This window comes from Maricaulis sp. (genome assembly GCF_048270265.1).
Lineage (GTDB): Bacteria > Pseudomonadota > Alphaproteobacteria > Caulobacterales > Maricaulaceae > Maricaulis.
This window is the reverse complement of sequence record NZ_JBLWTD010000023.1, coordinates 22311-44068: the sequence shown is the minus strand read 5'-3', so window position 1 is coordinate 44068 and position 21758 is coordinate 22311. Positions and strand designations below refer to the sequence as shown.

The following is a 21758-nucleotide window of genomic DNA, read 5'->3' as shown; positions in this document are numbered from 1 at the left end:
GGCACGCACCGCGTTCGGGAGAGAAATAATGAAGGATTTCGTTGGCACTGATCGCGATGCTGAATCGACGCGCATTGTCCAGGACAGTGATAATCGCAGCCGGCTGGTTCTCCCGGACGCTGTAACCGCTGATGCCGGCGTCGTGCTGACCGGTGATGATGGCGACAATGTTCTGCGCGGTGGTGCGGGCGACGACACCCTGACCGGCGGTGCCGGCAATGACACGCTTGTCGGCGGCGGCGGGGCGGACAGCCTGAATGGCGGTTCCGGCACCGATCTGGCGGATTATTCCGACTCGGTTCGCCGTGTTGTGGTCGATCTCGGAGCGGGCACCGGAATCGGTGGAGACGCGGCCGGCGACACGCTGACGGGCATTGAAAACCTGCTCGGTTCAGGGTCCAGCGACATCCTGACCGGAAACGGCTCCGCCAACACGCTGACCGGCGGTGCCGGCCGCGACGAGATTTACGGCAATGACGGCAATGACACGCTGGTGGGCGATTCCGGCGCAGACTGGCTGTATGGCGGTCTGGGCAATGACGATATCGATGGCGGCACCGAAAATGACCTGGTCTACGGCAATGAAGGCCATGACCTGATCCATGGCGGCGAGGGCCATGACCGCCTGTATGGCGGCGACGGGCGCGATGAGATCTATGGCGATGCCGGTGACGACACGATTGAAGGCGGTGCCGGGGCGGACTGGCTCTATGGCGGCGTCGGAAATGACGACATCGACGGTGGTTCGGAAAACGACCAGATCAACGGCAATGCGGGCCACGACCTGATCCATGGCGGTGACGGCAATGACCGGCTGTATGGCGATGACGGCCGCGACGAGATTCATGGCGATGCCGGTGACGACAGGATCGAAGGCGGCGCCGGTGCCGACTGGATCTATGGCGGCGAGGGCCGGGACACGATTGATGGCGGGTCCGAGAATGACCAGCTGTGGGGCGGCCTGGGCAATGATGTGATCTCCGGCGGGATCGGCAATGACCGCATTCAGGGCGATGAGGGCAATGATCAGCTCTCCGGCGATGCGGGTCATGACTGGCTGTATGGCGGCGCAGGCCGGGACGAGCTGTCCGGCAATGATGGCCGCGACAGACTTTATGGCGAAGCCGATGACGACACCCTGACCGGTGGCGGCGGCGCAGACTGGCTGTATGGCGGTCTGGGCAATGACGATATCGATGGCGGCACCGAGAATGACCAGATCTACGGCAATGAAGGCCATGACCTGATCCATGGCGGCGAGGGCCATGACCGCCTGTATGGCGGCGATGGGCGCGACGAGGTTTATGGCGATGCCGGTGATGACACGATTGAGGGCGGTGCCGGTGCCGACTGGATCTATGGCGGTACGGGCAATGACGAGATTGATGGCGGCACGGAAAATGACGAGCTGTCGGGGAATGACGGCCACGACCTGATCCGGGGCGGCGAGGGCAATGACCGTCTGTATGGCGGCGATGGCCGCGACGAGCTTTATGGCGATGCGGGAATCGACACGCTTGAGGGCGGTGCCGGTGCCGATTGGCTCTATGGCGGTGACGGCCGCGACACCCTGAGTGGCGGTTCGGAGAATGACTCCCTGACCGGCGGCCTCGGCAATGATGTGATCGATGGCGGTGAGGGCACTGATACGGCGGTCTTTTCCGGCAATTACGCGGATTACACGGTCGAGATTTCGGGTTTGACCGCGACGGTCACCGGCGCTGACGGCGTTGATACCCTGACCAATATCGAAGCGCTTCAGTTTGACGATCAGCTGGTGCGGATTGTGCTCGAACCAGTGAATGACAATCCGCCGGTGATCACTTCGGCCGTGAGCGCTGACGCTGCCGAAAACCAGACCGCCGCTTATACGGTGATTGCGACCGACGGCGATTCCGGCGCAGCGACGCTGAGCTACTCCCTGGCCGGCAGTGATGCGGCATTCTTTGATATCGATTCCTCGACGGGCGTCGTGACCTTCAAGGCCGCGCCCGATTACGAGACGCCCGAGTCCGCCGATGGCGACAATGTCTACGACATCATTGTCAGCGCCAGCGATGGCAGGTTTACCACCGACCAGAACGTGGAGATCAGGGTGACCAACGTCACGGACACCACGCCGGTCATTACCTCCGGGCCCGATTTCACCGTGCCGGAAAACCTGACGGACAGCATCATGATCCGGGTCTCCGACAGCGATCCGGAAGTTCACACCTACACCCTGTCCGGCGCGGATGCCGCGCTGTTCAGAATGGCCGGTGACTGGGGTGGCCTGTTATTCCTGGCGCCACCGGATTACGAGGCCCCGGCCGATGCCGGCGGCGACAATGTCTATAATGTCACCGTGGAAGTCTCCAACGGCGTGTTTTCGACCACGCAGGATATCTCGATCGCGGTTGAGAACGTGAATGACATTGCGCCGGTCTTCACCTCGCCGGATACGGTGTCGGTGGAGGAGAACCAGATTGCCGTTGTCAGGGCACGGGCGACCGATGCCGAGGGCGATACCCTGAACTTCTCACTCGGTGGCGACGATGCCGACCTGTTCCGCATCGACAGCGAAACCGGGATTATCCGCTTTTTGTCGGCACCCGATTATGAAGCGCCGGGCGATGATGATTCCGACAATGTCTACCAATTGTCCGTGGTCGCGAACGACGGATCGAACAGTACGGTCCAGTCCCTCGCGGTGACGGTGACCAATGTCGTCGAAGCCGTGGAGGACGTACCGTCCGACCCGTCGACGCAGGTCGAGATTTCACTCGGTGAGACCTATTCCGGGGAATTGGAAGTCGTCGGGGATCGTGACTGGATCCGGGTCGAGCTGACGGCCGGGCAACGCTATGCGATTTCGCTTGATGGCACCGGCAGCAGTCCGCTGTCTGATCCCCTGGTGCGCCTCTATGACGCCTCCGGAACCGAAATTGCCTCGAATGATGATGGCGGACCGGGTCTCAACTCGCTTCTGACCTATACGGTCACGACCGGCGGAACCTATTACATCGAGGCGGGAGCCTGGGACGACAGCGTGGCGGGCAACTACACCGTCGGGCTTGAAACGGCGGAGCCGCTGGAAGCCTACACCAATGACCAGATCGCCACCTTCCTCCAGTCCGGCTACTGGGTGGGCAATGGCCAGACGGCCCGGCATTGGAGCGCCAGTGATGGCGACACGATCACGGTCAATCTGGTCGATCTGACAGCGGATGGTCAGACCCTGGCACGTGCCGCCCTGCAACTCTGGTCCGACCTGACGGGTATCGAATTCAATGAAGTCCCGTTTGGCGGTTCGATGGTGTTCGACGATGACGAGGAAGGGGCATTCTCGACCTCGTCTGTCTCCGGGGGTGTGATCCAGTCGGCGACTGTCAATGTCTCGACGGACTGGCTCTCAAACTACGGTACCGATCTCGATACCTATTCCTTCCAGACCTATATCCACGAAATCGGTCACGCACTCGGTCTCGGACATGCCGGCCCTTACAATGGTGCGGCGGACTACGGGGTCGATGCGATCTATCTCAATGATTCCTGGCAAGCGACAGTCATGTCCTATTTCAGCCAGAACGAGAACACCTATGTCGATGCGTCCTTCGCCCTCGTCCTCTCACCGCAGATAGCGGACGTTCTGGCAATCCAGAACATGTACGGCCTGGCCAGTTCGATCCGCGCGGGTGATACCGTTTACGGCTTCGGGTCGACGGCCGGAAATGCGGTCTATGATGCGACCTCCTTCACCTCGATCACGAGCTATACGATCGTGGATACCGGCGGTGAGGACACCATGGACTACTCGCTGTCCGCCGCGAACCAGACACTCGACCTGCGGGAAGAGCATTATTCGAACCTGCAGGGCGGCACCGGCAATGTCGGCATTGCGCGGGGCACCGTGATCGAGAACGCCATCGGCGGGACGGGCAATGACACCCTGATCGGCAATGACGCTGACAACACACTGACCGGGCGCAATGGTGCCGATATTTTCTACGCCAGTGGCGGCTCGGACGTGCTCGATGGCGGGAGCGGTGCGGATCGGGTCATCTTCACGGGCCAGGCCGGCGATTACACCATCACGACCAACGGGGCGGGGAATACCGTCGTCACGGACAACCGGTCCGGATCGCCCGATGGCGTGACGGAACTGATCAGCGTCGAGACGCTTGTTTATGGCGGCGAGGCTCCCTCCTCGCTTGTTGTCACGGACGGGGCCGAAAGCGATGCCATCGGTTCTGTTGCCTGGCTCCCGGACTCCAACGGATCCGGTCTGGGCACTGTGCCGGTGATGGCCGTGCTCGATCCTTCCATCCAGCCCGGGCTGATTGATGCCGGTGACAAGCCGGAGGTGGCCGATGTCATGGATACGCTCGATGGCTCGGAAATGCTGACGGGCCCTGCCGTGGGTCTGGCTCCTGATCTGGCCCTGCCGTCCGGGCAGGACTTGCTCGACGCGGCCTGGACGGATTTCCATGATTTCCGCGACCTTGCCCTCCGGGGTGATGCCGCCGGCAGGTATCCGGCCATCCGTGAGGGCGATTTCCCGTCCCTGTCCGCGGAGAGCGAAACGCCGTTCGCCGGGCTTGAGCCAGCGGCGGTCATCGATGGCGAGACCCTTGCGTTTGCGCCGGACCTGTTGGCCTTCGATTTTGGCGATGACCAGGACATGACGCTGCTGGCGGATATGGTTGCACCGACGCCGGACGGCCAGCCGCCCCTGGCGGAAGTGCCCCTCTATCCGGTCTGGGTTGAGGATACACCGCTTCCGGAAGTCGTATTCGACCAGTTGCCGGTTCTCGATATCCCCGAGGGTTGGTAACCGCCCAAGTTCCGCTGGACCACGCTGCACTGGCCCGCGCAGGCCGGTGCAGCTGTGGCTAGGGTTCCGTCTTCACGGTCACGACGCTTGTCACCCGCGCAATACCCGGATGCCACCAGGCGAGGGCCAAGGCGGCCATGCTGAGCAGTCCTGCCGCGATATAGGGGCTGAGATGGCCGAGCTGGTTATACATCAGCAGGCCACCGACCGGGCCGATGATGAAGCCGAGACCGGCCGTCGCCGTGGTCAGGCCGGCGACGCGGCCCTGTTCTTCCGGCAGGACGGCGATCGAGGCGCCGCCGACAAAGCCGGAGCGCGCCAGGCCGAAGGCGAAACTCGTCATCAGATAGGCGAAGACGATGGCGGCATAATTGGGCGCAATCAGCATCACGCCGCTGCCCAGCGCCGTGATCAATCCGCCCAGTGACATCAGGACACGCGGGCTGGCCTTCAGGGCTGGGATCACGATCAGCTGTGCCACGATCAGCGCGCCGGCACCGGCCGCCAGTGCGATCGCCGACATTTGCAGCCCCTGGCTCTCGTCGAGGCCCAGCGCATCCATGATGAAGAAGGACAGGGTTGCCAGGCTGAGGGACTGGGTGATCCAGATCACACCGCCATACAGCATGAAGGGGAGGATGCGGGGATCGGCGGCGAAGCCGAATTGCTTCAGCGGGTTGATCGGGCGCCGTTGCACGCGTGGCGGCGTCTGTTCGGGCAGGAATTTCCACACCGCCAGCGCGCTGACAGCGACGGAGGCCGAGATCATCACCATGAACAGGGGCACGCCGACAATATCCACGAAGGCCGCCGCCAGCGTCGGGCCGATCACGGCGCCGAGCCCGAAGGCGGCGGTCAGGCCGGCCAGGGCTTCGGTGCGTTCCTCGGGGCTGGTCCGGTCGGCGACATAGGCCTGGGCCGCCGGATTGGTGGCCGAGCCGAGCGAGCCGAACAGCGCGCGGGCCAGTGCCATGGCGAAAATCGCGGCCAGCGGCGGCACCCAGCCGGATTCGCCCGCCCAGGCCGCGCCGCCGAACATCAGGGTCGAGCCGGCAAAGGCGGTGAGGCCGAAAATCATCAGCGGCTTGCGCCCACGGCGATCCGAGAGTGCGCCCCAGATCGGCGTCATGGTCATGAACAGCGTGGCCGAGACCGTGTAGATCGCCCCGACCCAGTATTCCGGTACCGCCAATTGCCGCGCCAGCGGCGGCAGGATGGCGAACAGCATGTTATTGCCGATCCCGGTGGCCATCAGGCAGAGGAAAAGCAGGCGAAACGCGGCTGTGCGCTGTTTCGGGCCGGACGGGTTGGAAGGGTCGTAGAGCGGGATCATCGGGCACCGAGCTTCAGCAGCTTTGCCCGGATTGGCAAGCAATCTGTCCTGTAAACCTCCCGATAACCCTTATTCAACCGGACATTAAGCTTAACGCGTCATAGTGCCATCAAATCGGACGGCATCAATGTCCGGACATGGAACAGGTGGACGGGTTTATGTTTCAGATTATCGGCATCATAGTCGTGTTCGTGATGGTCTTCGGGGGGTTCACGCTCTCCGGCGGGCATTTCGACGTCATCCTGCACTCGTTGCCATACGAGATGATGATGATCGGCGGCGCGGCTGCCGGGGCTTTCCTGATCGGCAACAAGCCGAAGACCGTGATGAAGACCGTGGGCGATCTGGCCAAGGTCTTCACGGGTTCCAAGTGGAAGGCGTCGGACTATACGGACCTGCTCTCCCTTCTCTTCCTTCTGACCAAGATGATGAAGACCAAGGGTGTGATCGCGCTCGAGGCTCACATCGAGAACCCGAAGGAGAGCGCGATCTTCACGCGCTACCCGCGGATCATGAAGGACCATTTCGCGGTCGAGTTCATCTGCGACACGCTCCGCATGATGACGATGAACCTGGAAGACCCGCACCAGGTTGAAGACCATATGGAAAACCAGCTCGAGAAACATCATCACGAGGCTGCCGATCCGGCCCATGCCATGCAGACCATGGCCGATGGGCTTCCCGCACTGGGCATCGTGGCCGCCGTGCTCGGCGTCATCAAGACCATGGGCGCGATCGAGAGCCCGCCCGCCGTGCTGGGTGGCTATATCGGCGGCGCCCTGGTCGGCACCTTCCTTGGCGTGTTTATCGCCTACGGATTTGTCGGCCCGTTCGCCGCCTACATGACGGCGATCTATGATGAAGAAGCCCAGTTCTACAAAATCATCCAGAGCGTTCTCGTCGCTCACCTGCACGGCAATGCCGCCCAGATCTCCGTCGAGATCGGCCGCGGTGGCGTGCCGACCAAGATGCAGCCTTCCTTCCTGGAAATGGAAAAAACCCTCGACGAGATCCCGGCCGAAGTCGGCTAGGGACTCTCCACCTGTATCAAATGCAGGCGCGCGGCTCTCCGGGGCCGCGCGCTTTTGCGTCCGGGACGGGCTCATCAGCTCCGCCGCGCTGGGCCGCGCGATGTTTGGGCTGTCAGCCCGCTATGCGCCGCGCCTGGATTACCGCCCGGGCGGTGGAGGCAAGGCGGCGCGCAATTCACCTTCGGTGATGCCGAGACGGGCTGCGGCGGCGGCCAGATCGGGGCGTCCGCCACGGGGATCGCCCAGGGCCTCCATGAGTGCTTGAGGGGTAATGCCCAGCGATTCCGCCGCCTGCTCAAAACCGGGAGGCGGGCCGCCGGGGCCGCCGCGTGGCCCACCATTCATGGGCCCACCATTCATCGGGCGGGGTGGTTCATTGCGCCCGTCCTGGCCGGCGCGCGTCGCACCAATGCCCGCCGTTGCCGTCGTCGAGAAATTGTTCTGTGCCTGCACCCCGACCAGGCAGGCCGGCAGGTTCGGGAAGTCTTCCGAGGCGTGATAATGATAGGCCTCGCCCAGAACGGTCATGCCGACATGGCCGTTGCAGTCATCGAGATCGATGGCGGGATAGCCGTCAGCCTCCGTGCTGCCGAACATCGGGAAACCGTCAAAGGCATAGCCGAATTGCGCCGAACTATCCTGTTCCAGCGCGCAATGCGCGGCAACGCCGGCACCCTCGAAGACCGTGTCGATATCGGTCGAGGTCGCGTGCCGGTGATACCAGCCGCCCGGATCGATATGGCCGCCGCAGGTGTCGAGCGCGGGCATGTGGCCGGTCATCAGCACGGAGGGCGCGTCGGAGAAGATCGGCACGCCATCGAGCGATACGCCGACCTTGCCCACCACGCCCAGCATCGCCGGGGTTTCGGCCATCACCGGATTGACCGGCAGCAGCATGGTGATCTCGACGCTCTCATCGGCGGAGACATTGATGCAGGCGTGATCGTCTGCCGGCTGTTGCGTGGCAATGTCGACGACATGAACCGTGCCGTCATCATCGAAGAAGCGATAGCCCAGCTCGTCCAGCATGACGAGAAAGGTGCGGTCGACGCGGTAGAGGCCGGCATTCTCCCCATCCCAGTCCCAGATACCGCCAACATCATCGAGCGTTGCCGGGCAGAAGGGGCCGATCTCCAGACCCTGCGGCAAATAGCCCACCGTGATGCGGTGACATCGGGCCTCGCTGCCATCTTCAAGCGTGCAGTCGACGGTCTCGGGCGCTTCGATGAAGGCCGATGGCGCGAATTCATCGGGATGGATGTGGGCGCTGGCGGCGGCGGGCAGGATGAAGGGGCTGGCCAGGGCCAGCAGGGCCAGACGTGTCGTCGTTGGGGACATGATGTTTCCTTCAGGGGCGGGCTCACGGTCTCATACGCAGACAGCGGCGGATTCCGTCGCACGGGGCGCACACGGCCCGCCAACTGGGAAACACGGGCCCGCGTGCGGATTGCCCCGGCAACAACCTGGACGCTACGGCGTCAATCCGTCGCTGTGCGCGCGCGCCGCTGCGGGACTAGGTAGTGGGTCGAGGCCCGCAGTCTTGCCCGTCTCCGTTCCGATCAGGAAAGCTCATCATGATCAAGCTCTCAGTCTCCGCGCTGGCGCCCTGCGCAAGTGCGGCGCCGCCATCGGTGCTGGCAGCAGGCTTTGGCCGTGCAGCCGCCGGCGAGACCAACCCTGAGCTGTTCGAGCGTGGCCCGCCGGCGTGACCCATTGCGGCCTCCGGGCCCAGGAGAAGCGAGACATCAAATTGATTTAATGACGTAAATGGAAACAAGGCCATGACCCAGATCAAGAAAGTCACTGTCCTCGGCACCGGTGTTCTCGGTAGCCAGATCGCCTTCCAGACCGCCTATAGCGGCTTTGCCGTAACGGCCTATGACATCAGCGAGGAAGCCCTCGACCAGGCGCGCAAACGCTTCGCCGTTCTGGCCACCACCTATCAGGCCGAGGTTGACGGCGCGACGGCCGGCAAGACCGCCGAAACCATCGGCCGCATCGCCCTGTCGGCCGATCTGGGCGAGGCCGTCGCCGATGCCGATCTGGTGATCGAAGCGGTCCCCGAGGTTCTGAAAATCAAGCAGGACACCTATCAGAAACTGGGCAAGCTCGCTCCGGCCAGGACGATTTTCGCGACCAATTCCTCGACGCTCCTGCCCAGCGATATCAAGGATTTCACCGGCCGTCCCGACCGCTTCCTGGCGCTGCATTTCGCCAACCGGGTCTGGAAGTTCAACACCGCCGAAGTGATGGGCACGCCCGATACCGATCCGGCCGTCTTCGAGACCGTGACCGGTTTCGCCAGCCAGATCGGCATGGTGCCGATCCCGATCCACAAGGAGAAGGCCGGCTATGTCCTCAACTCGCTCCTGGTGCCCTTCCTGAATGCCGCGGCCGATCTTGCGGCGGGCGGTTATGCCGAGCCCGAGGATGTCGACAAGGTCTGGCGGATCGCGACCGGGGCGCCGATGGGACCCTTCCAGATCTACGACATCATCGGCCTCAACACGCCCTACAACATCCTCTCCCACGGCGATGCCCATGCGCAGGAAATCGCTGCCTGGATGAAGGAAAACTACATCGACAAGGGCCGGCTGGGCGTCGCCTCCGGTGCCGGCTTCTACACCTATCCGCAAGCGGACTGACCGGCCTGCCAGCAGCCCCCTACTTCCCCCCAAACAGGACAATGACGATGCGTTATACCAGTGGAAATTTTGAAGCTTTCGCCCGCCCCCGCAAGCCGGAAGGTGTCGAGAAGAAGACGGCCTGGTTCGTCGGTTCGGGCCTGGCCTCGCTGGCAGGAGCCGCCTTCCTGATCCGCGACGGTCACATGGCCGGCGACAAGATCACCATCCTCGAGGAAATGCAGATCCCCGGCGGCGCCATGGACGGGATCGAGGACCCGGAAAAGGGTTTCGTGATGCGTGGCGGCCGCGAAATGGAAGCCAATTTCGAATGCCTGTGGGATCTCTACCGCTCCATCCCCTCCCTCGAGATTGAGGGGGCGAGCGTGCTCGACGAATTCTACTGGCTCAACAAGGACGACCCGAATTTCTCGCTCCAGCGCAGCACCCAGATGCAGGGCCAGGACGTGCCCGACAAGGCCCAGCTGACCCTCAATGAGAAGGGGCAGAAAGACCTGCTGCGGCTCTTCTTCGCGACGCGTGAGGAGATGGAAAACAAGCGCATCAACGAGGTGATGAGCGAGGACTTCTTCGCCAGCAATTTCTGGCTCTACTGGCGCACCATGTTCGCCTTCGAGGAATGGCATTCGGCGCTGGAGATGAAGCTCTATGTGCACCGCTTCATTCACCACATCCATGGCCTGACGGATTTCTCGACGCTGAAATTCACCCGCTATAACCAGTATGAATCGCTGATCCTGCCGCTGGTCAAATGGCTCACCGATCACGGCGTCAATTTCCGCTATGGCGTCCAGGTCACCGATGTCGATTTCTACAACAGGCCCGGCCGCAAACAGGCATCGCGCATCCACTGGCTCGAATACGGCGCCGCCGGCGGGGTTGATCTCGGTGAGGACGATCTGGTCTTCATCACCATCGGGTCGCTCACCGAAAACTCCGATAGCGGTGATCACCATACCCCGGCCAAGCTCAATGAGGGCCCGGCTCCGGCCTGGGATTTGTGGCGGCGCATCGCGGCCAAGGACCCCGCCTTCGGCCGGCCCGACGTGTTCGGCTCGCATATCCCGCAAACCAAGTGGGAATCGGCCACGATCACCACGCTCGATCAGCGCATCCCCGAATACATCGCCAAGATCGTCAAGCGCGATCCCTTCAGCGGCCATGTCGTGAGCGGCGGGATCGTCACCGTCAAGGATTCCAGCTGGCTGTGCAGCTGGACGATCAATCGTCAGCCGCATTTCAAACAACAGCCCAAGGACCAGCTCGTTCTCTGGTTCTATTCGCTGTTCGTGGAAACGCCCGGCGACTTCATCAAGAAGCCGATGCAGGAATGCACCGGCGAGGAGATCACCCAGGAATGGCTCTACCATCTCGGTGTGCCGGTGGAGGATATCCCCGAACTGGCCGCGACCGGCGCGAACACGGTGCCGGTGATGATGCCCTATGTCACCGCCTTCTTCATGCCCCGCCAGGCTGGCGATCGCCCGGATGTGGTGCCGGAAGGCTCCGTCAATTTCGCCTTCATCGGCCAGTTCGCCGAATCGAAGCAGCGCGATTGCGTCTTCACCACGGAATATTCCGTGCGCACGCCGATGGAGGCCGTCTACACCCTGCTCGGGGTCGAGCGCGGTGTGCCGGAAGTCTTCAACTCCACCTATGATGTCCGCGCCCTGCTCGCGGCGGCCGGGCCGTTGCGGGACGGCAAGCCCCTCGACATCCCGGGGCCGGCCATCCTGCGCAATCTTCTGCTGAAGAAGCTCAATGCGACCGAAGTCGGCGATCTGCTGCAGGAATTCCACCTGATTTCCGAAACGGTGAAATCCGCGAAGTCAGACTGACGCCGTATCGCTGGCCGGATCGAGGCGGGCGGGGCTCGATCCGTTCAGTGCCCGGTGGGCCGTCTTGCTGTGCAAGCAGCGGTCAGCCGGCGCGGAGTGTAGTTTAGTGTAGTGGCCACCCCTCGCCCGGCCGCAACCGGTGCTCCGGGGCTCGTGCGTGACAGGCGGTGATTGCCGTCGCCTGTCCGCAGCGGGCCCTTGCATCGGGGGCTGGCCAATTCGAGTTCCCGGGCGCTAGAACACCCCTTATGAAAATCAGCGAAACCGATCTGCTTATCGTGCCCGGTCTGGGCAATGCCTCTGATGATGACTGGCAGGGGCGCTGGCTGAGGCGCATGCCCACGGCCCGCCTTGTCGAACAGGCCGACTGGCACAAGCCGCAGCGCGAGGCCTGGGTTGATGCCCTGGTCGCGGCCGTGGCCGAAGCGAAGAAGCCCGTGGTGCTGATTGCCCATTCGGTCGGCATTCTCACCCTCGCTCACGCCGCGCCCCTGCTCGACAGACACAAGGTGGCGGGCGCTTTCATGGTCGGGGTTCCCGATTGGGAGCGGCCGGAGATTGCGGAGGAGCACGGCGATCACGGGTTCGACCCGGTGCCGTGCGAACCGCTCGGCTTCCCGGCCGTGCTGCTGGCCAGCTCCAATGATCCGACCTGTGATGTCGAGCGCGCCGAAGCCTGGGCCAAAGCCTGGGGTGCCCGCTTTGTGGTCGCTGGTGATATGGGGCATTTCAATGCCGCGAGCGGTCATGGCCCCTGGCCGGAGGGCATGATGGCCTTCGCCAAATTCATCGCGACCCTGACACCGCCAACCGCATGAGCGAGGACGGGCTGTATTGCCAGCCGCCGCAGCTGGACTGGTCCCAGGCCTCCGGTCCGCGCGCGCCGGATTATGGCGATATCTATTTCTCCGCCGAGGACGGGCTGGAAGAGAGCCGGGCGGTTTTCCTCAAGGGCTGTGACCTGCCGCAGGACTGGCAGGGCAAGGCGCAATATGTGGTCGGCGAGCTGGGCTTCGGCACCGGGCTCAATGCCCTGGCCTTGTGGGATCTATGGCGCCGCGAGGGGCCGGCCACAGGCTGGCTCCACTTCGTCAGCATTGAGAAACATCCCTTGCGCCGCGAGGATGCCGAACGCGCCTTTGCCGCCTGGCCTTCGCTGGCCGGGCTGAGCGCGCAATTGCTGGCGCAATGGCCCCCGGCCCTGAAGGGCGCCCACCGGCTGATCTTCCCGGACGACCGCTTCACCATCACCCTGTTCCAGGACGAGGCGGAGCTGGCGCTGGGGCAGATCGAGGGCGAAGTCGATGCCTGGTTCCTCGACGGCTTTGCGCCCGATCGCAACGGAGCGATGTGGTCGCAGGCGGTGCTCGACGGGATCGGGAAACTGTCGCGCCGGGGCACCCGCGTCGCGACCTTCACGGTCGCCGGTGCCGTGCGGCGCGGGCTGCAACAGGCGGGGTTTTCGGTCGAGAAGCGGCCCGGTTTCGGGCGCAAGCGCGAGCGGCTTGAAGCCATCTACGCCGGCGCGGTCACCCCGCCCGAAATATCACCGGTCGAGCGGACGCGGCCCTGTTCTGGCCGGGTCGCGATCATTGGTGCCGGCATTGCCGGGGCGAGCCTGGCGCTGGCCTTTCGCCGCCGTGGCCGCGAGGTGGTGGTGATCGATGCCATCGGCCCGTCCGGCGGTGCCTCGGGCGCGCCGGTGGGGCTTCTGACCCCGCGTCTGGAACGCACCGGCCGGCCACATGTCCGCGCCACGCTCGCCGCCTATGAATTTGCCCGCCGCACCTATCAGGGGCTGGAGGGGTTTCATCCCGATGGCGTGCTGCGCCTGCCGCGCGATGATGCGGATCGCGAGCGTCTGCAATTGATCGCCAGCCGGATGGATGCGGACCATGTCTGGGATGGCGAGGGCTTGTGGCAGCCCCGCGCGGCACGCATCGAGCCGCGCCGCCTGGTGGGGCAATTGCTCGCGGATACGCCGTTGGTCATCGCGCAGATCGCCCGGGTCGAGGAGCGCGAGAGCGGGGTTTGTCTGTTCGATGCCGATGGCCGCGAGATCGTCGCCGCTGATCTTGTCATCCACGCCAATGGCTGGGGTGCCAGCGCCGTATTCGATGCGCTGGATGCGAATGCCGGACAGCTGGCCGTGATCGAGGGCGTGCCGCCGGTGCGGCCGGTGGTCTGGGGGGGCTATGCCTGCGCGGCACCGGGCGGCGGCGTGATGCTCGGCACGACCCATGTCCGCGGCACCGATCCCGGTCCGGCGGGCAGCGCCATACCGGCACTTCGCGAGGAACTCACGGCGTTCCAGCCCGATCTTGCGGCGCAGCTGGGTGATGAAGTCTTGCAGACCTGGTCGGGCATCCGGGCCGTGACGGCAGACCAGTTGCCTGTCACCGGGCCTCTGCCGGGGGCGGAATTCACGCAGCGCTGGCTGCAATATTCAACCGGCCGCCTGCCGCGTATCAAGCCGGGACCACCGGGGCCGTGCCGGCAATTCATCCTGTCCGGGTTCGGCTCGCGCGGCTTTGCCCACGCGCCGCTCCTGGCCGAGGCGATGGCCAGCGATCTGGGGGGTGAGCCGGGCGCGCTGGAGCGGGCCGGGCGGGAATGTCTGCAATCGACACGCTTTGCCTGGCGCCGGCTCAAGCGCAGCCACTAGATACCGATCCGCAGCGTCTCCCGGCCGGCGGCGCCATAGCGCAGCTCAATCATCGGACATTCGCGGCTGAGGCAGGCGATGTCGAGATCGAGCTCGAGCGCATTTTCCCGGTCATAGGTCACGGCGACCGGACCCATGGCGAGGGCCACCGGCACACCGGCAGCCATGGGCACAGCGATCGGCGCGCTGGCCAGCGCGGCCAGTACAATACCGATCAGGATTGGCTTGATGGTCATTTTGAGCGTCCCACAACTGTCCACAGGATAGGGATGCCGCCGGATGGCCATTCGGATGCAGGCCCCGCCTCTTTTTTCGGCCCGGGATTTGCAGAAATTCTCCCAGAGACTTCGCTTGTGACGCGAAACGGGACGAAAACCGATGAATCAACTGGCCGACAGCACGCAATTCCAGGACCGGCGTTCCGGCTCGCGACATGTCTGGTTCCTCAATTCCGCCTTTGACCGGATTGGCCTGGACGTGGCGCTGGAACGGATATCGGAGCGTGACGCGCAAAAGCCTTTCGCTTTTGTCGTGACCCCGAATGTCGATCATCTGGTCCGGCTCGAGACGGATACCGTTCTGGCGACGCTGTATGCGCAGGCCTGGCTGACGGTGTGCGACAGCCGTGTGCTCGAGCTGATCGGCCGTTTTTCCGGAGAGACCATTGATGTCACCCCGGGCTCCGATCTGACGGCGCGCCTGTTCGACCAGGTGATTGATCCGGCTGAAACCGTCACCATTATCGGCGCATCAAAGGATGTCGTCGATGCCGTGACCGCACGCTATGGCCTGACCGATGTGCGCTGGCATGAGCCGCCCATGGGCCTGCGCCACAATCGCGAGGCGCTGGAAGACTGCGCCCGCTTCGTTGCGGAGAACCCGGCCCGTTTCATCTTCATGTGTGTCGGCTCGCCGCAGCAGGAAATGGTCGCCGAGGCCTGTCTTGATCGCGGCGACTGCACCGGTCTGGGCCTGTGCGTCGGCGCTTCGCTGGATTTTCTCGGCGGCAAGGTCGATCGCGCACCGGTCTGGATGCAGCGTTCGCGGCTGGAATGGCTGCACCGCCTCGCTTCCGAGCCGCGCCGTATGTGGCGCCGCTATCTGGTCGACGGGCCCAAGGTCCTGTTCCTGTGGCAGCGCTGGCGCAAGACCCAGCGCGAACTGCGGGCGCTCGAAAAAACCCTGTCCGCCCCGCAAAAGGTGCGCGAGCGGGACCTGCATCAGCGCATCCGTGCGCTGGAGGGCCTGCTCCAGGCGCCGAAGGCCGATGAGGGCTGACTCCCCGATTGTGTTCCGCTGCGACCGCGTCTAGCTTCGCGGCCGTGATGGTTCCCGCAAGGGATTAATCGGGAAGCCGGTACGGTGGAAACACCCAGTCCGGCGCTGTACCCGCAGCCGTAGGCGGCGAGCGGCGATGCAATCAGCCACTGGGGTGAAATCCGGGAAGGCGCATCGTTCGTGACGACCCGCAAGCCGGAAGACCTGCCATCACCGTCGTCTGTCCGCTCGCGCGGTGTTACGCGAGACTGACGCGGTCTATCCGTTTTCTGACGACTCCTGCCAATCGTGCCGGCGTCGTGATGCGCCGGCTCCAAAGTTCTGGAGACGTGCATGCCTGGAAGTAATCCCCACCCGTTCCTCACCCGTTTATTCTCTGCCACTGCGCTGCTGGCGGCTTCCTCCGCCGCGATGGCGCAGGAGAGGCAAATGGCTGAGACCATCTATGTCACCGCCGCCCGCATTCCGCTCGCCGCCGGCGATGCGACGGCCAGCATTTCCGCGCTCGATCCCGCCATGATCGAAGCGCGCGGCGGCGTCTTCATCGCTGACATCCTGCGCACCATTCCCGGTCTGTCCGTATCGCGTTCGGGCACGGCCGGTGCCCTGACCCAGATCCGCGCCCGCGGCTCGGAAGCCAATCATGTCCTTGTGCTGATCGACGGTATCGAGGCGGCCAGCCCCTTCACCGGCGAGGCCGATTTCGCCCACTATACCTTTGACGATCTCGCCTCGATCGAGGTCGCGCGCGGTGAGCAGTCGGCGCTGTGGGGCGCGGATGCGATCGGCGGCGTGATTTCCCTGCGCACAGCCGTGCCGGAACAGGGGCGTGAATTGTCGCTGCGGGCCGAGGCTGGTTCCTTCGGCACAAGCCGCTTCAGCGCCCGCTTCGGCAAGGGGCTGGAGCATGGCTATCTCGCGGCGGGGATCGGCGCCTACGAGACTGACGGGGTCGATGTCTCCGGCCTGGGCGGCGAGCGCGATGGCTATAGCAATCACACCGCCAATTTTCTGGCCGGTCATGAGCTGGGCACCGGGGTGCGGATCGAGACCGCCCTGCGCTGGGTGGGCTATGAGACCCGCTCCGATGCCGATACCGATTATGACGGGCTGCTCGACGACACGAATGACCGCCGCAGCGGCGACCAGGTCCTCGCCCGGGCGGCTCTGACGATCGAGCAGCAGCTCGGCGGCGTCGCCGTGACCCATGAGATGGCGACGCAATACACAGATGATGTTTCGCGCAGCTTTGATGATGTTTCGCGTACCGCCCTGTCCGAAGGCCAGCGCACCCAGGCACACTACCAGCTGACCGGACAATGGATGACAGGCGAGACCGAACATCGCCTGACCGGTCTGGTCGAATACGAGCAGGACCGCACCCGCAATGATGCCGGCCCCGGCTCGCTCGCCAATCAGAGCCACGACCTGGGCAGCACCGCCTTCGCCCTCGATTACGGCTTCGGCCACGGTCCGCTCGATCTGACCGCCTCGGTGCGGCATGAGAGCAATGAGCGTTTCGACGACGCCCTGACCTGGCGGGCCGGGATCGCCTGGGCCTTTGACAGTCTCGGCGGCCGGCTTCGTCTGAGCGGCGGCGAGGGGGTCAAGAATCCCGGTGTGTTCGAATTGTTTGGCTATTACCCGGCCTATTTCATCGGCAATCCGGCCCTGAAGCCGGAGCGTTCGCGCGGCTGGGAGCTGGGCTGGGAACAGGGGGTCGGCGATGGCCGTGGCCATGTTTCGGCGGTCTGGTTCCAGTCGGAACTGACGGATGAGATCTATACCGATTTCGGCGTCTTCCCGGCGACCGCGAGGAACGCCACCAGCCGGTCAGACCGGTCCGGGCTGGAACTGGAAGCGGGCTGGGATGTGAGCGATGCCATCGCCCTGTTCGGCTCGGCCACCTTCATGGAAAGCGACCAGGACGGGGCGGCGGAAATCCGCCGGCCGGAACGGCTCGCCTCGCTGACGCTCGACTGGCACCCGGAAGGCAGCTGGTCAGCCTCGATGACCGTCGATCATACCGGCGAGCAGCTCGATACCGAATTCGGGACCTTCCAGAGCGTGACGCTCGATGCCTATACCCTGCTTGGCAGTCAGTTGCGCTGGCAGGCCCGTGAGGGTGTCGAGCTCTATCTGCGCGGGGAAAACCTGCTTGATGAGGACTATCAGGATGTCTTTGGCTATCACACGCCGGGCCGCGGTGTTTATCTCGGCCTGCGTCTTCGCCATGGCTAGCGCCGCAGCGGCGCCGGCACAGCAAACGGTCCCGCCCGAGGGCGGGGCCGTGTCGGCTTCCCTGTGCGCCGATTCCTACCTGCTGGCCCTGCAGCCACGGGCCGGCATTGCGGCCCTGTCCTGGCAGGTCGATCAGCCCGTCTCGGCGGCGCCGGACTGGGCCCGGGATTTGCCGCGGGCCTGGCCCGATGCCGAGCGTCTGCTGGCGTTCGATCCCGGTCTTGTCGTGTTCGGTGCCGGCGAGGGCGGGCGCGCGGCGGCGATGCTGGAGCGCAGCGATTACCCGACGCTCGAGCTTGCCTGGACCGAAGACTTTGACGGCGTGCGCGCCAATCTTCTGGCGCTGGGGGCGGCGCTTGGGCGCGTCGATGCGGCGAGGGCCGAAATCGCTGATCTTGATCGCCGGCTGGCGGCACTGGCACAACGCGCGGCGGCGCGCGATGTGGTGCCGCGCGTGGTCTATCTCAGCGCCTCGGGCGGTTCGGCCGGTGCGGGCACCTATGTCGATGCCACCATCACCGCCGCCGGCGGGCTGAACAATGCCGCGCAGAGCGGGGTTGTTGGCTGGGGCCGGTCCGATCCGGAACTGGCCCTGACCCTGGAGGCCGACATCATCGTCACCAGCTATTTCACCGACGGTTTCGCCGGCACGCTCAACCGCGCTACCCGCCATGCAGCCTACCGGCGCCTGCTCGACCAGGCCGGCCGGGTCGATATTCCCAGCGCCGACTGGCCTTGCGCCGGACCGCGTCTGATCGATGCGGCGGAAGCGATTGCCGATGCGATTGACGACTGGGCGGCTCGCTCATGAGACCGCTGCACCTCAATCTCCTGCTCGCCGGCGGCCTGTTGCTCAGCCTCGCCGCCTCGCTCTTCCTCGGCGATGCCCGGCTCGGCCTGGCAAGCCTGGCGGGAGCCCTGGCCGGTGCTGACGATCTTCCCGCTTTGCTGATGCGCGAATTGCGCCTGCCCCGGGCCCTGCTCGGTCTGGTGGTCGGCGCCGGTCTGGGCGGGGCGGGTGCGGTGCTGCAGGGCTTTTTCCGCAATCCGCTGGCCGATCCCGGCGTGATCGGGGTTTCCGCCAGCGCCGGGCTGGGCGCAGTGACAGCGATGTATTTCGGCGCGGCGGCGCTGGGGGTTCTGGCCGTGCCCTTCGCGGCGGTCATGGCGGCCGGGCTTGGTGTGGCCAGCCTGCTCCTGCTCGCCGGGCCGCGCGCCAGCGCGACCACGCTCATTCTCGCCGGTGTCGCCATCGGCTCGATCGCGACGGCGCTGACGGCCCTGTTGATGAATCTCGCCCCCAATCCCTGGGCCCTGGCGGAAATCGCCTATTGGCTGATGGGCTCGCTGCAGGATGCCAGCTGGACGGAAGTGCGCTTTGCAACGCCGATCGTGCTGGCCGGACTGGGTCTGCTCGCGCTGACGCCGCGGGCGCTGGATGCGCTCAGCCTCGGCGAGGAGAGTGCGCGCAGTCTCGGCATCGACATGGCGCGCCTGCGCCTGGTGGTGATCGGCGGCACGGCGCTGGCCGTGGGCGGCGGGGTCGCGGTGGCCGGGGCGATCGGCTTTGTCGGACTGGTGGTGCCGCACCTGTTGCGGCCGCTGGTCGGCCACCGGCCCGGCGCGCTGATCCTGCCCTCGGTGCTGGGCGGCGGGATGTTGATCGAGCTGGCGGATCTGGCGACGCGATTGCTGTCGGGCCCGGGCATGCCGCTCTATCTCGGTGTGCTGACGGCGCTGATCGGGGCGCCCTTCTTCCTGTGGCTGGTGCGGTCCCTGCCGGGGAGGGCGCTCTGATGCGGCTTGAATTGTCAGCGGTGGATTTTGGCTATCAGGGCCGCCCGGCCCTGGCGCAGATCGGGCTCGAGGCCGGTGGCGGCGAACTGGTCGCCCTGGTCGGGCCGAACGGTGCGGGCAAGTCGAGCCTGCTGCGCCTATGTGCCAGCCTGCTCGACGCGGATAGGGGTGAGGTCATGCTCGACGGCGCCTCGATCCACGATATGCCGGCCTTGCAACGCGCGCGGCGTATCGCCTATCTCCCGCCCGACGGGGCCTCGGCCTGGCCGATGCCGGTGCGGCGGATCGTGGCGCTGGGGCGGGTGCCGCACCTCAAACCCCTGCGGCGGCTGAGCGCCGAGGATGAGGCCGCCATTGACAGCGCGCTGGGCCGCGCCGGGATCGCCGGACTCGCTGATCGCCCCTTCGACCAGTTGTCGTCCGGTGAGCGTGCCCGCGTCCTGCTCGCCCGGGCGCTCGCGACCCGGGCCGATCTGATCCTGCTGGACGAGCCGACCGCCGCGCTTGATCCGCGGCATCAGCTTGCCGTGATGGAAATCCTGCGCGCCGAGGCCGGGCGCGGGGCGCTGGTCATCGTCGCGGCGCACGCGCTCGATCTGGTCGCGCGCTATGCCGACCGGGCCATATTGATGCAGGCTGGCCGTATCATCGCCGACGCACCACCGGCCGAGAGCCTGTCCCAGGCGCGCATTGCCGAGGTGTTCGGCGTGGTGGCGCCGGGCGGGATCGTCCCGACGCCGCTGCGGCTCAGTGACTAGTCGAAGATGATCTTCGGTGCGGGCTTGGAGGCCTGATCGGCTGCTTCCAGCGCGGCTTTGGCCGCCTTGAGGAAGGCACGTCCGACGGGGGTGTCGTCAAGCGCAGCGGGCTGGCCTTCATCGGAGGATGTGCGCAGCTGCGGGTGCAGCGGGATCTCGCCGAGGAAGGCAACGCCGAGCCGTTCGGCCTCGGCCTTGGCACCACCATGGCCGAAGATGTCGCTGTGCTCGCCGCAATGCGGGCAGATGAAACTGCTCATGTTCTCGACAATGCCGAGAATGGGGATGTGGGTCTGTTCGAACATGCCGATCGCCTTGCGGGCGTCATCCAGCGCGAGGTCCTGCGGCGTCGAGACGATCACGGCGCCATCGACGGGCAGGTCCTGGGCGATGGCGAGCTGGGCATCGCCGGTGCCCGGCGGCATGTCGAGGATCAGCACGTCAAGATCGCCCCAGTCGGTATCGGTCATGAACTGGCGGATCGCACCCTGCACCATCGGTCCGCGCCAGACCACCGGAGCGCCCGGTTTGATCACGAAGCCGATCGAGACCAGTTTGACGCCATGGGCAATGATGGGCTGCACGCCCGCATCATTCTTGCGCAGGCCCGGCGCGTCGGTAATGCCGAACAGGCGCGGGGCGGACGGGCCGTAAATGTCGGCATCGAGCAGGCCGACCTTCATCCCGTCACGCGCGAGGGCGACCGCGAGATTGGCTGCGACGGTGGACTTGCCGACCCCGCCCTTGCCGGAGGCAACGGCGATGATGCGCCGGGCGGGCTTCTTCACCGCCTTGGCGGCGGGCTTGGGTGGATGGGCGTGGGCGTGTTTGGCGGGCTGGTCGCGATGGGCGGTCATCACGACGCGGGCGCGGTTGATGCCCCTGACACCGGTCACAGCGGCCTCGATCATCGGACGCAGGGTCTCGAAATCGGCATTGCCCGCGACGGGCGGAGTGAGGACGATGGTCGCGGTATCCCCGGCGAGACTGGCTGAGTCGACCCGGCCGGCATCGATGATATTGCGGCCGGACTGGCGTTCAGTGACGCTGGTCAGGGCTTTGCGCAGGCGTTTGTCCATCTGGTCCTCCACGATTTGCCGCAGAGATAGGCCTTTGTGACCCGGGCTGAAAGCCTGATCGCTGATGTTGGCCGCTTGATGAGGGGTGGTGTGCAGCTTCCCGGGGGTCAGGAGGCCGGATCGAGACCGGCGCCCGTGGGGGAAGTGGATGGTGGGCGATACTGGGATTGAACCAGTGACCCCTTCGATGTCAACGAAGTGCTCTCCCGCTGAGCTAATCGCCCATCCGTGCAAGGAGCCGAGTATCTAGCGTCCGCCGACTGGAGAGGCAAGGCACAAA

General features: G+C 65.0%; 16 protein-coding genes, 1 tRNA gene and 1 riboswitch. Of the genes, 12 read left to right on the top strand and 5 right to left on the bottom strand.

Translation table 11 applies throughout. From position 1 onward, the window contains the following. Positions 1-28: 28 nt before the first annotated feature. On the top strand, positions 29-4813 hold the full coding sequence (locus tag ACN0YF_RS11960; RefSeq protein WP_417494559.1) for a M10 family metallopeptidase C-terminal domain-containing protein: 4785 nt from the start codon (positions 29-31) through the stop codon (positions 4811-4813). Positions 4814-4871: 58 nt separating this feature from the next. On the opposite strand, the gene ACN0YF_RS11955 is transcribed toward ACN0YF_RS11960, so the two are convergent. Further along, positions 4872-6146 carry an MFS transporter gene (locus ACN0YF_RS11955; RefSeq protein WP_417481928.1) on the bottom strand — a complete coding sequence of 425 codons (1275 nt, stop codon included), beginning with the start codon at positions 6144-6146 and terminating at the stop codon, positions 4872-4874. A 158-nt stretch (positions 6147-6304) separates the two neighbouring features. Here ACN0YF_RS11955 and motA point away from each other — a divergent pair, with 158 nt between their 5' ends. Then, positions 6305-7177, top strand: a complete 873-nt coding sequence (gene motA / locus ACN0YF_RS11950; RefSeq protein WP_417481929.1) for a flagellar motor stator protein MotA — start codon at positions 6305-6307, stop codon at positions 7175-7177. 138 nt (positions 7178-7315) lie between these two features. Here the strand turns inward: motA and ACN0YF_RS11945 are convergent, their stop codons facing one another. Continuing rightward, positions 7316-8515, bottom strand: a complete 1200-nt coding sequence (locus tag ACN0YF_RS11945) for a YHYH protein (RefSeq protein ID WP_417494558.1) — start codon at positions 8513-8515, stop codon at positions 7316-7318. Between the two features lie 236 nt (positions 8516-8751). Here ACN0YF_RS11945 and ACN0YF_RS11940 point away from each other — a divergent pair, with 236 nt between their 5' ends. From ACN0YF_RS11940 to mnmD, 5 genes are all read left to right on the top strand, one after another. Next, a complete protein-coding gene (locus ACN0YF_RS11940) occupies positions 8752-8886 on the top strand; it encodes a hypothetical protein (protein WP_417481931.1) in 135 nt (44 codons plus the stop codon). A 72-nt stretch (positions 8887-8958) separates the two neighbouring features. After that, the gene (locus ACN0YF_RS11935; protein ID WP_417494556.1) at positions 8959-9822 is read left to right on the top strand and encodes a 3-hydroxyacyl-CoA dehydrogenase; all 864 of its coding nucleotides are present in this window, start codon (positions 8959-8961) and stop codon (positions 9820-9822) included. A gap of 47 nt (positions 9823-9869) precedes the next feature. Further along, positions 9870-11660 (top strand): oleate hydratase, encoded by a 1791-nt coding sequence (locus ACN0YF_RS11930; RefSeq protein WP_417494555.1) that lies wholly within the window; start codon positions 9870-9872, stop codon positions 11658-11660. Positions 11661-11908: 248 nt separating this feature from the next. Next, a complete protein-coding gene (locus ACN0YF_RS11925) occupies positions 11909-12478 on the top strand; it encodes an RBBP9/YdeN family alpha/beta hydrolase (RefSeq protein ID WP_417481937.1) in 570 nt (189 codons plus the stop codon). After that, the gene (gene mnmD / locus ACN0YF_RS11920) at positions 12475-14325 is read left to right on the top strand and encodes a tRNA (5-methylaminomethyl-2-thiouridine)(34)-methyltransferase MnmD (protein ID WP_417494554.1); all 1851 of its coding nucleotides are present in this window, start codon (positions 12475-12477) and stop codon (positions 14323-14325) included. The genes ACN0YF_RS11925 and mnmD overlap by 4 nt, the downstream gene beginning before the upstream one ends. Here the strand turns inward: mnmD and ACN0YF_RS11915 are convergent. After that, a complete protein-coding gene (locus ACN0YF_RS11915; RefSeq protein WP_417494553.1) occupies positions 14322-14561 on the bottom strand; it encodes a hypothetical protein in 240 nt (79 codons plus the stop codon). The genes mnmD and ACN0YF_RS11915 overlap by 4 nt on opposite strands. Positions 14562-14703: 142 nt before the next feature. Between ACN0YF_RS11915 and ACN0YF_RS11910 the strand changes: the two genes are divergently transcribed. From ACN0YF_RS11910 to ACN0YF_RS11890, 5 genes are all read left to right on the top strand, one after another. Next, positions 14704-15603: a WecB/TagA/CpsF family glycosyltransferase gene (locus tag ACN0YF_RS11910; RefSeq protein ID WP_417481940.1), complete on the top strand. Its 900-nt coding sequence runs from the start codon at positions 14704-14706 to the stop codon at positions 15601-15603. A 31-nt stretch (positions 15604-15634) separates the two neighbouring features. Next, a riboswitch (cobalamin riboswitch) is annotated at positions 15635-15830 on the top strand. Between the two features lie 202 nt (positions 15831-16032). Then, the gene (locus ACN0YF_RS11905; RefSeq protein WP_417494552.1) at positions 16033-17844 is read left to right on the top strand and encodes a TonB-dependent receptor plug domain-containing protein; all 1812 of its coding nucleotides are present in this window, start codon (positions 16033-16035) and stop codon (positions 17842-17844) included. A 49-nt stretch (positions 17845-17893) separates the two neighbouring features. Continuing rightward, entirely contained in the window at positions 17894-18655 is a 762-nt protein-coding gene (locus ACN0YF_RS11900; RefSeq protein ID WP_417494551.1) for an ABC transporter substrate-binding protein, read from the top strand. Further along, positions 18652-19641 (top strand): FecCD family ABC transporter permease, encoded by a 990-nt coding sequence (locus tag ACN0YF_RS11895; RefSeq protein WP_417494550.1) that lies wholly within the window; start codon positions 18652-18654, stop codon positions 19639-19641. Before ACN0YF_RS11900 ends, ACN0YF_RS11895 begins: the two co-directional genes overlap by 4 nt. Next, positions 19641-20399 carry an ABC transporter ATP-binding protein gene (locus ACN0YF_RS11890; RefSeq protein WP_417494548.1) on the top strand — a complete coding sequence of 253 codons (759 nt, stop codon included), beginning with the start codon at positions 19641-19643 and terminating at the stop codon, positions 20397-20399. The genes ACN0YF_RS11895 and ACN0YF_RS11890 overlap by 1 nt, the downstream gene beginning before the upstream one ends. Here ACN0YF_RS11890 and ACN0YF_RS11885 read toward each other — a convergent pair. Next, a complete protein-coding gene (locus ACN0YF_RS11885) occupies positions 20396-21478 on the bottom strand; it encodes an Mrp/NBP35 family ATP-binding protein (RefSeq protein WP_417494547.1) in 1083 nt (360 codons plus the stop codon). The two genes, ACN0YF_RS11890 and ACN0YF_RS11885, sit on opposite strands and share 4 nt — an antisense overlap. A 149-nt stretch (positions 21479-21627) precedes the next feature. Continuing rightward, positions 21628-21702: transfer RNA gene (locus ACN0YF_RS11880), tRNA-Val, on the bottom strand. Positions 21703-21758: the final 56 nt, after the last annotated feature.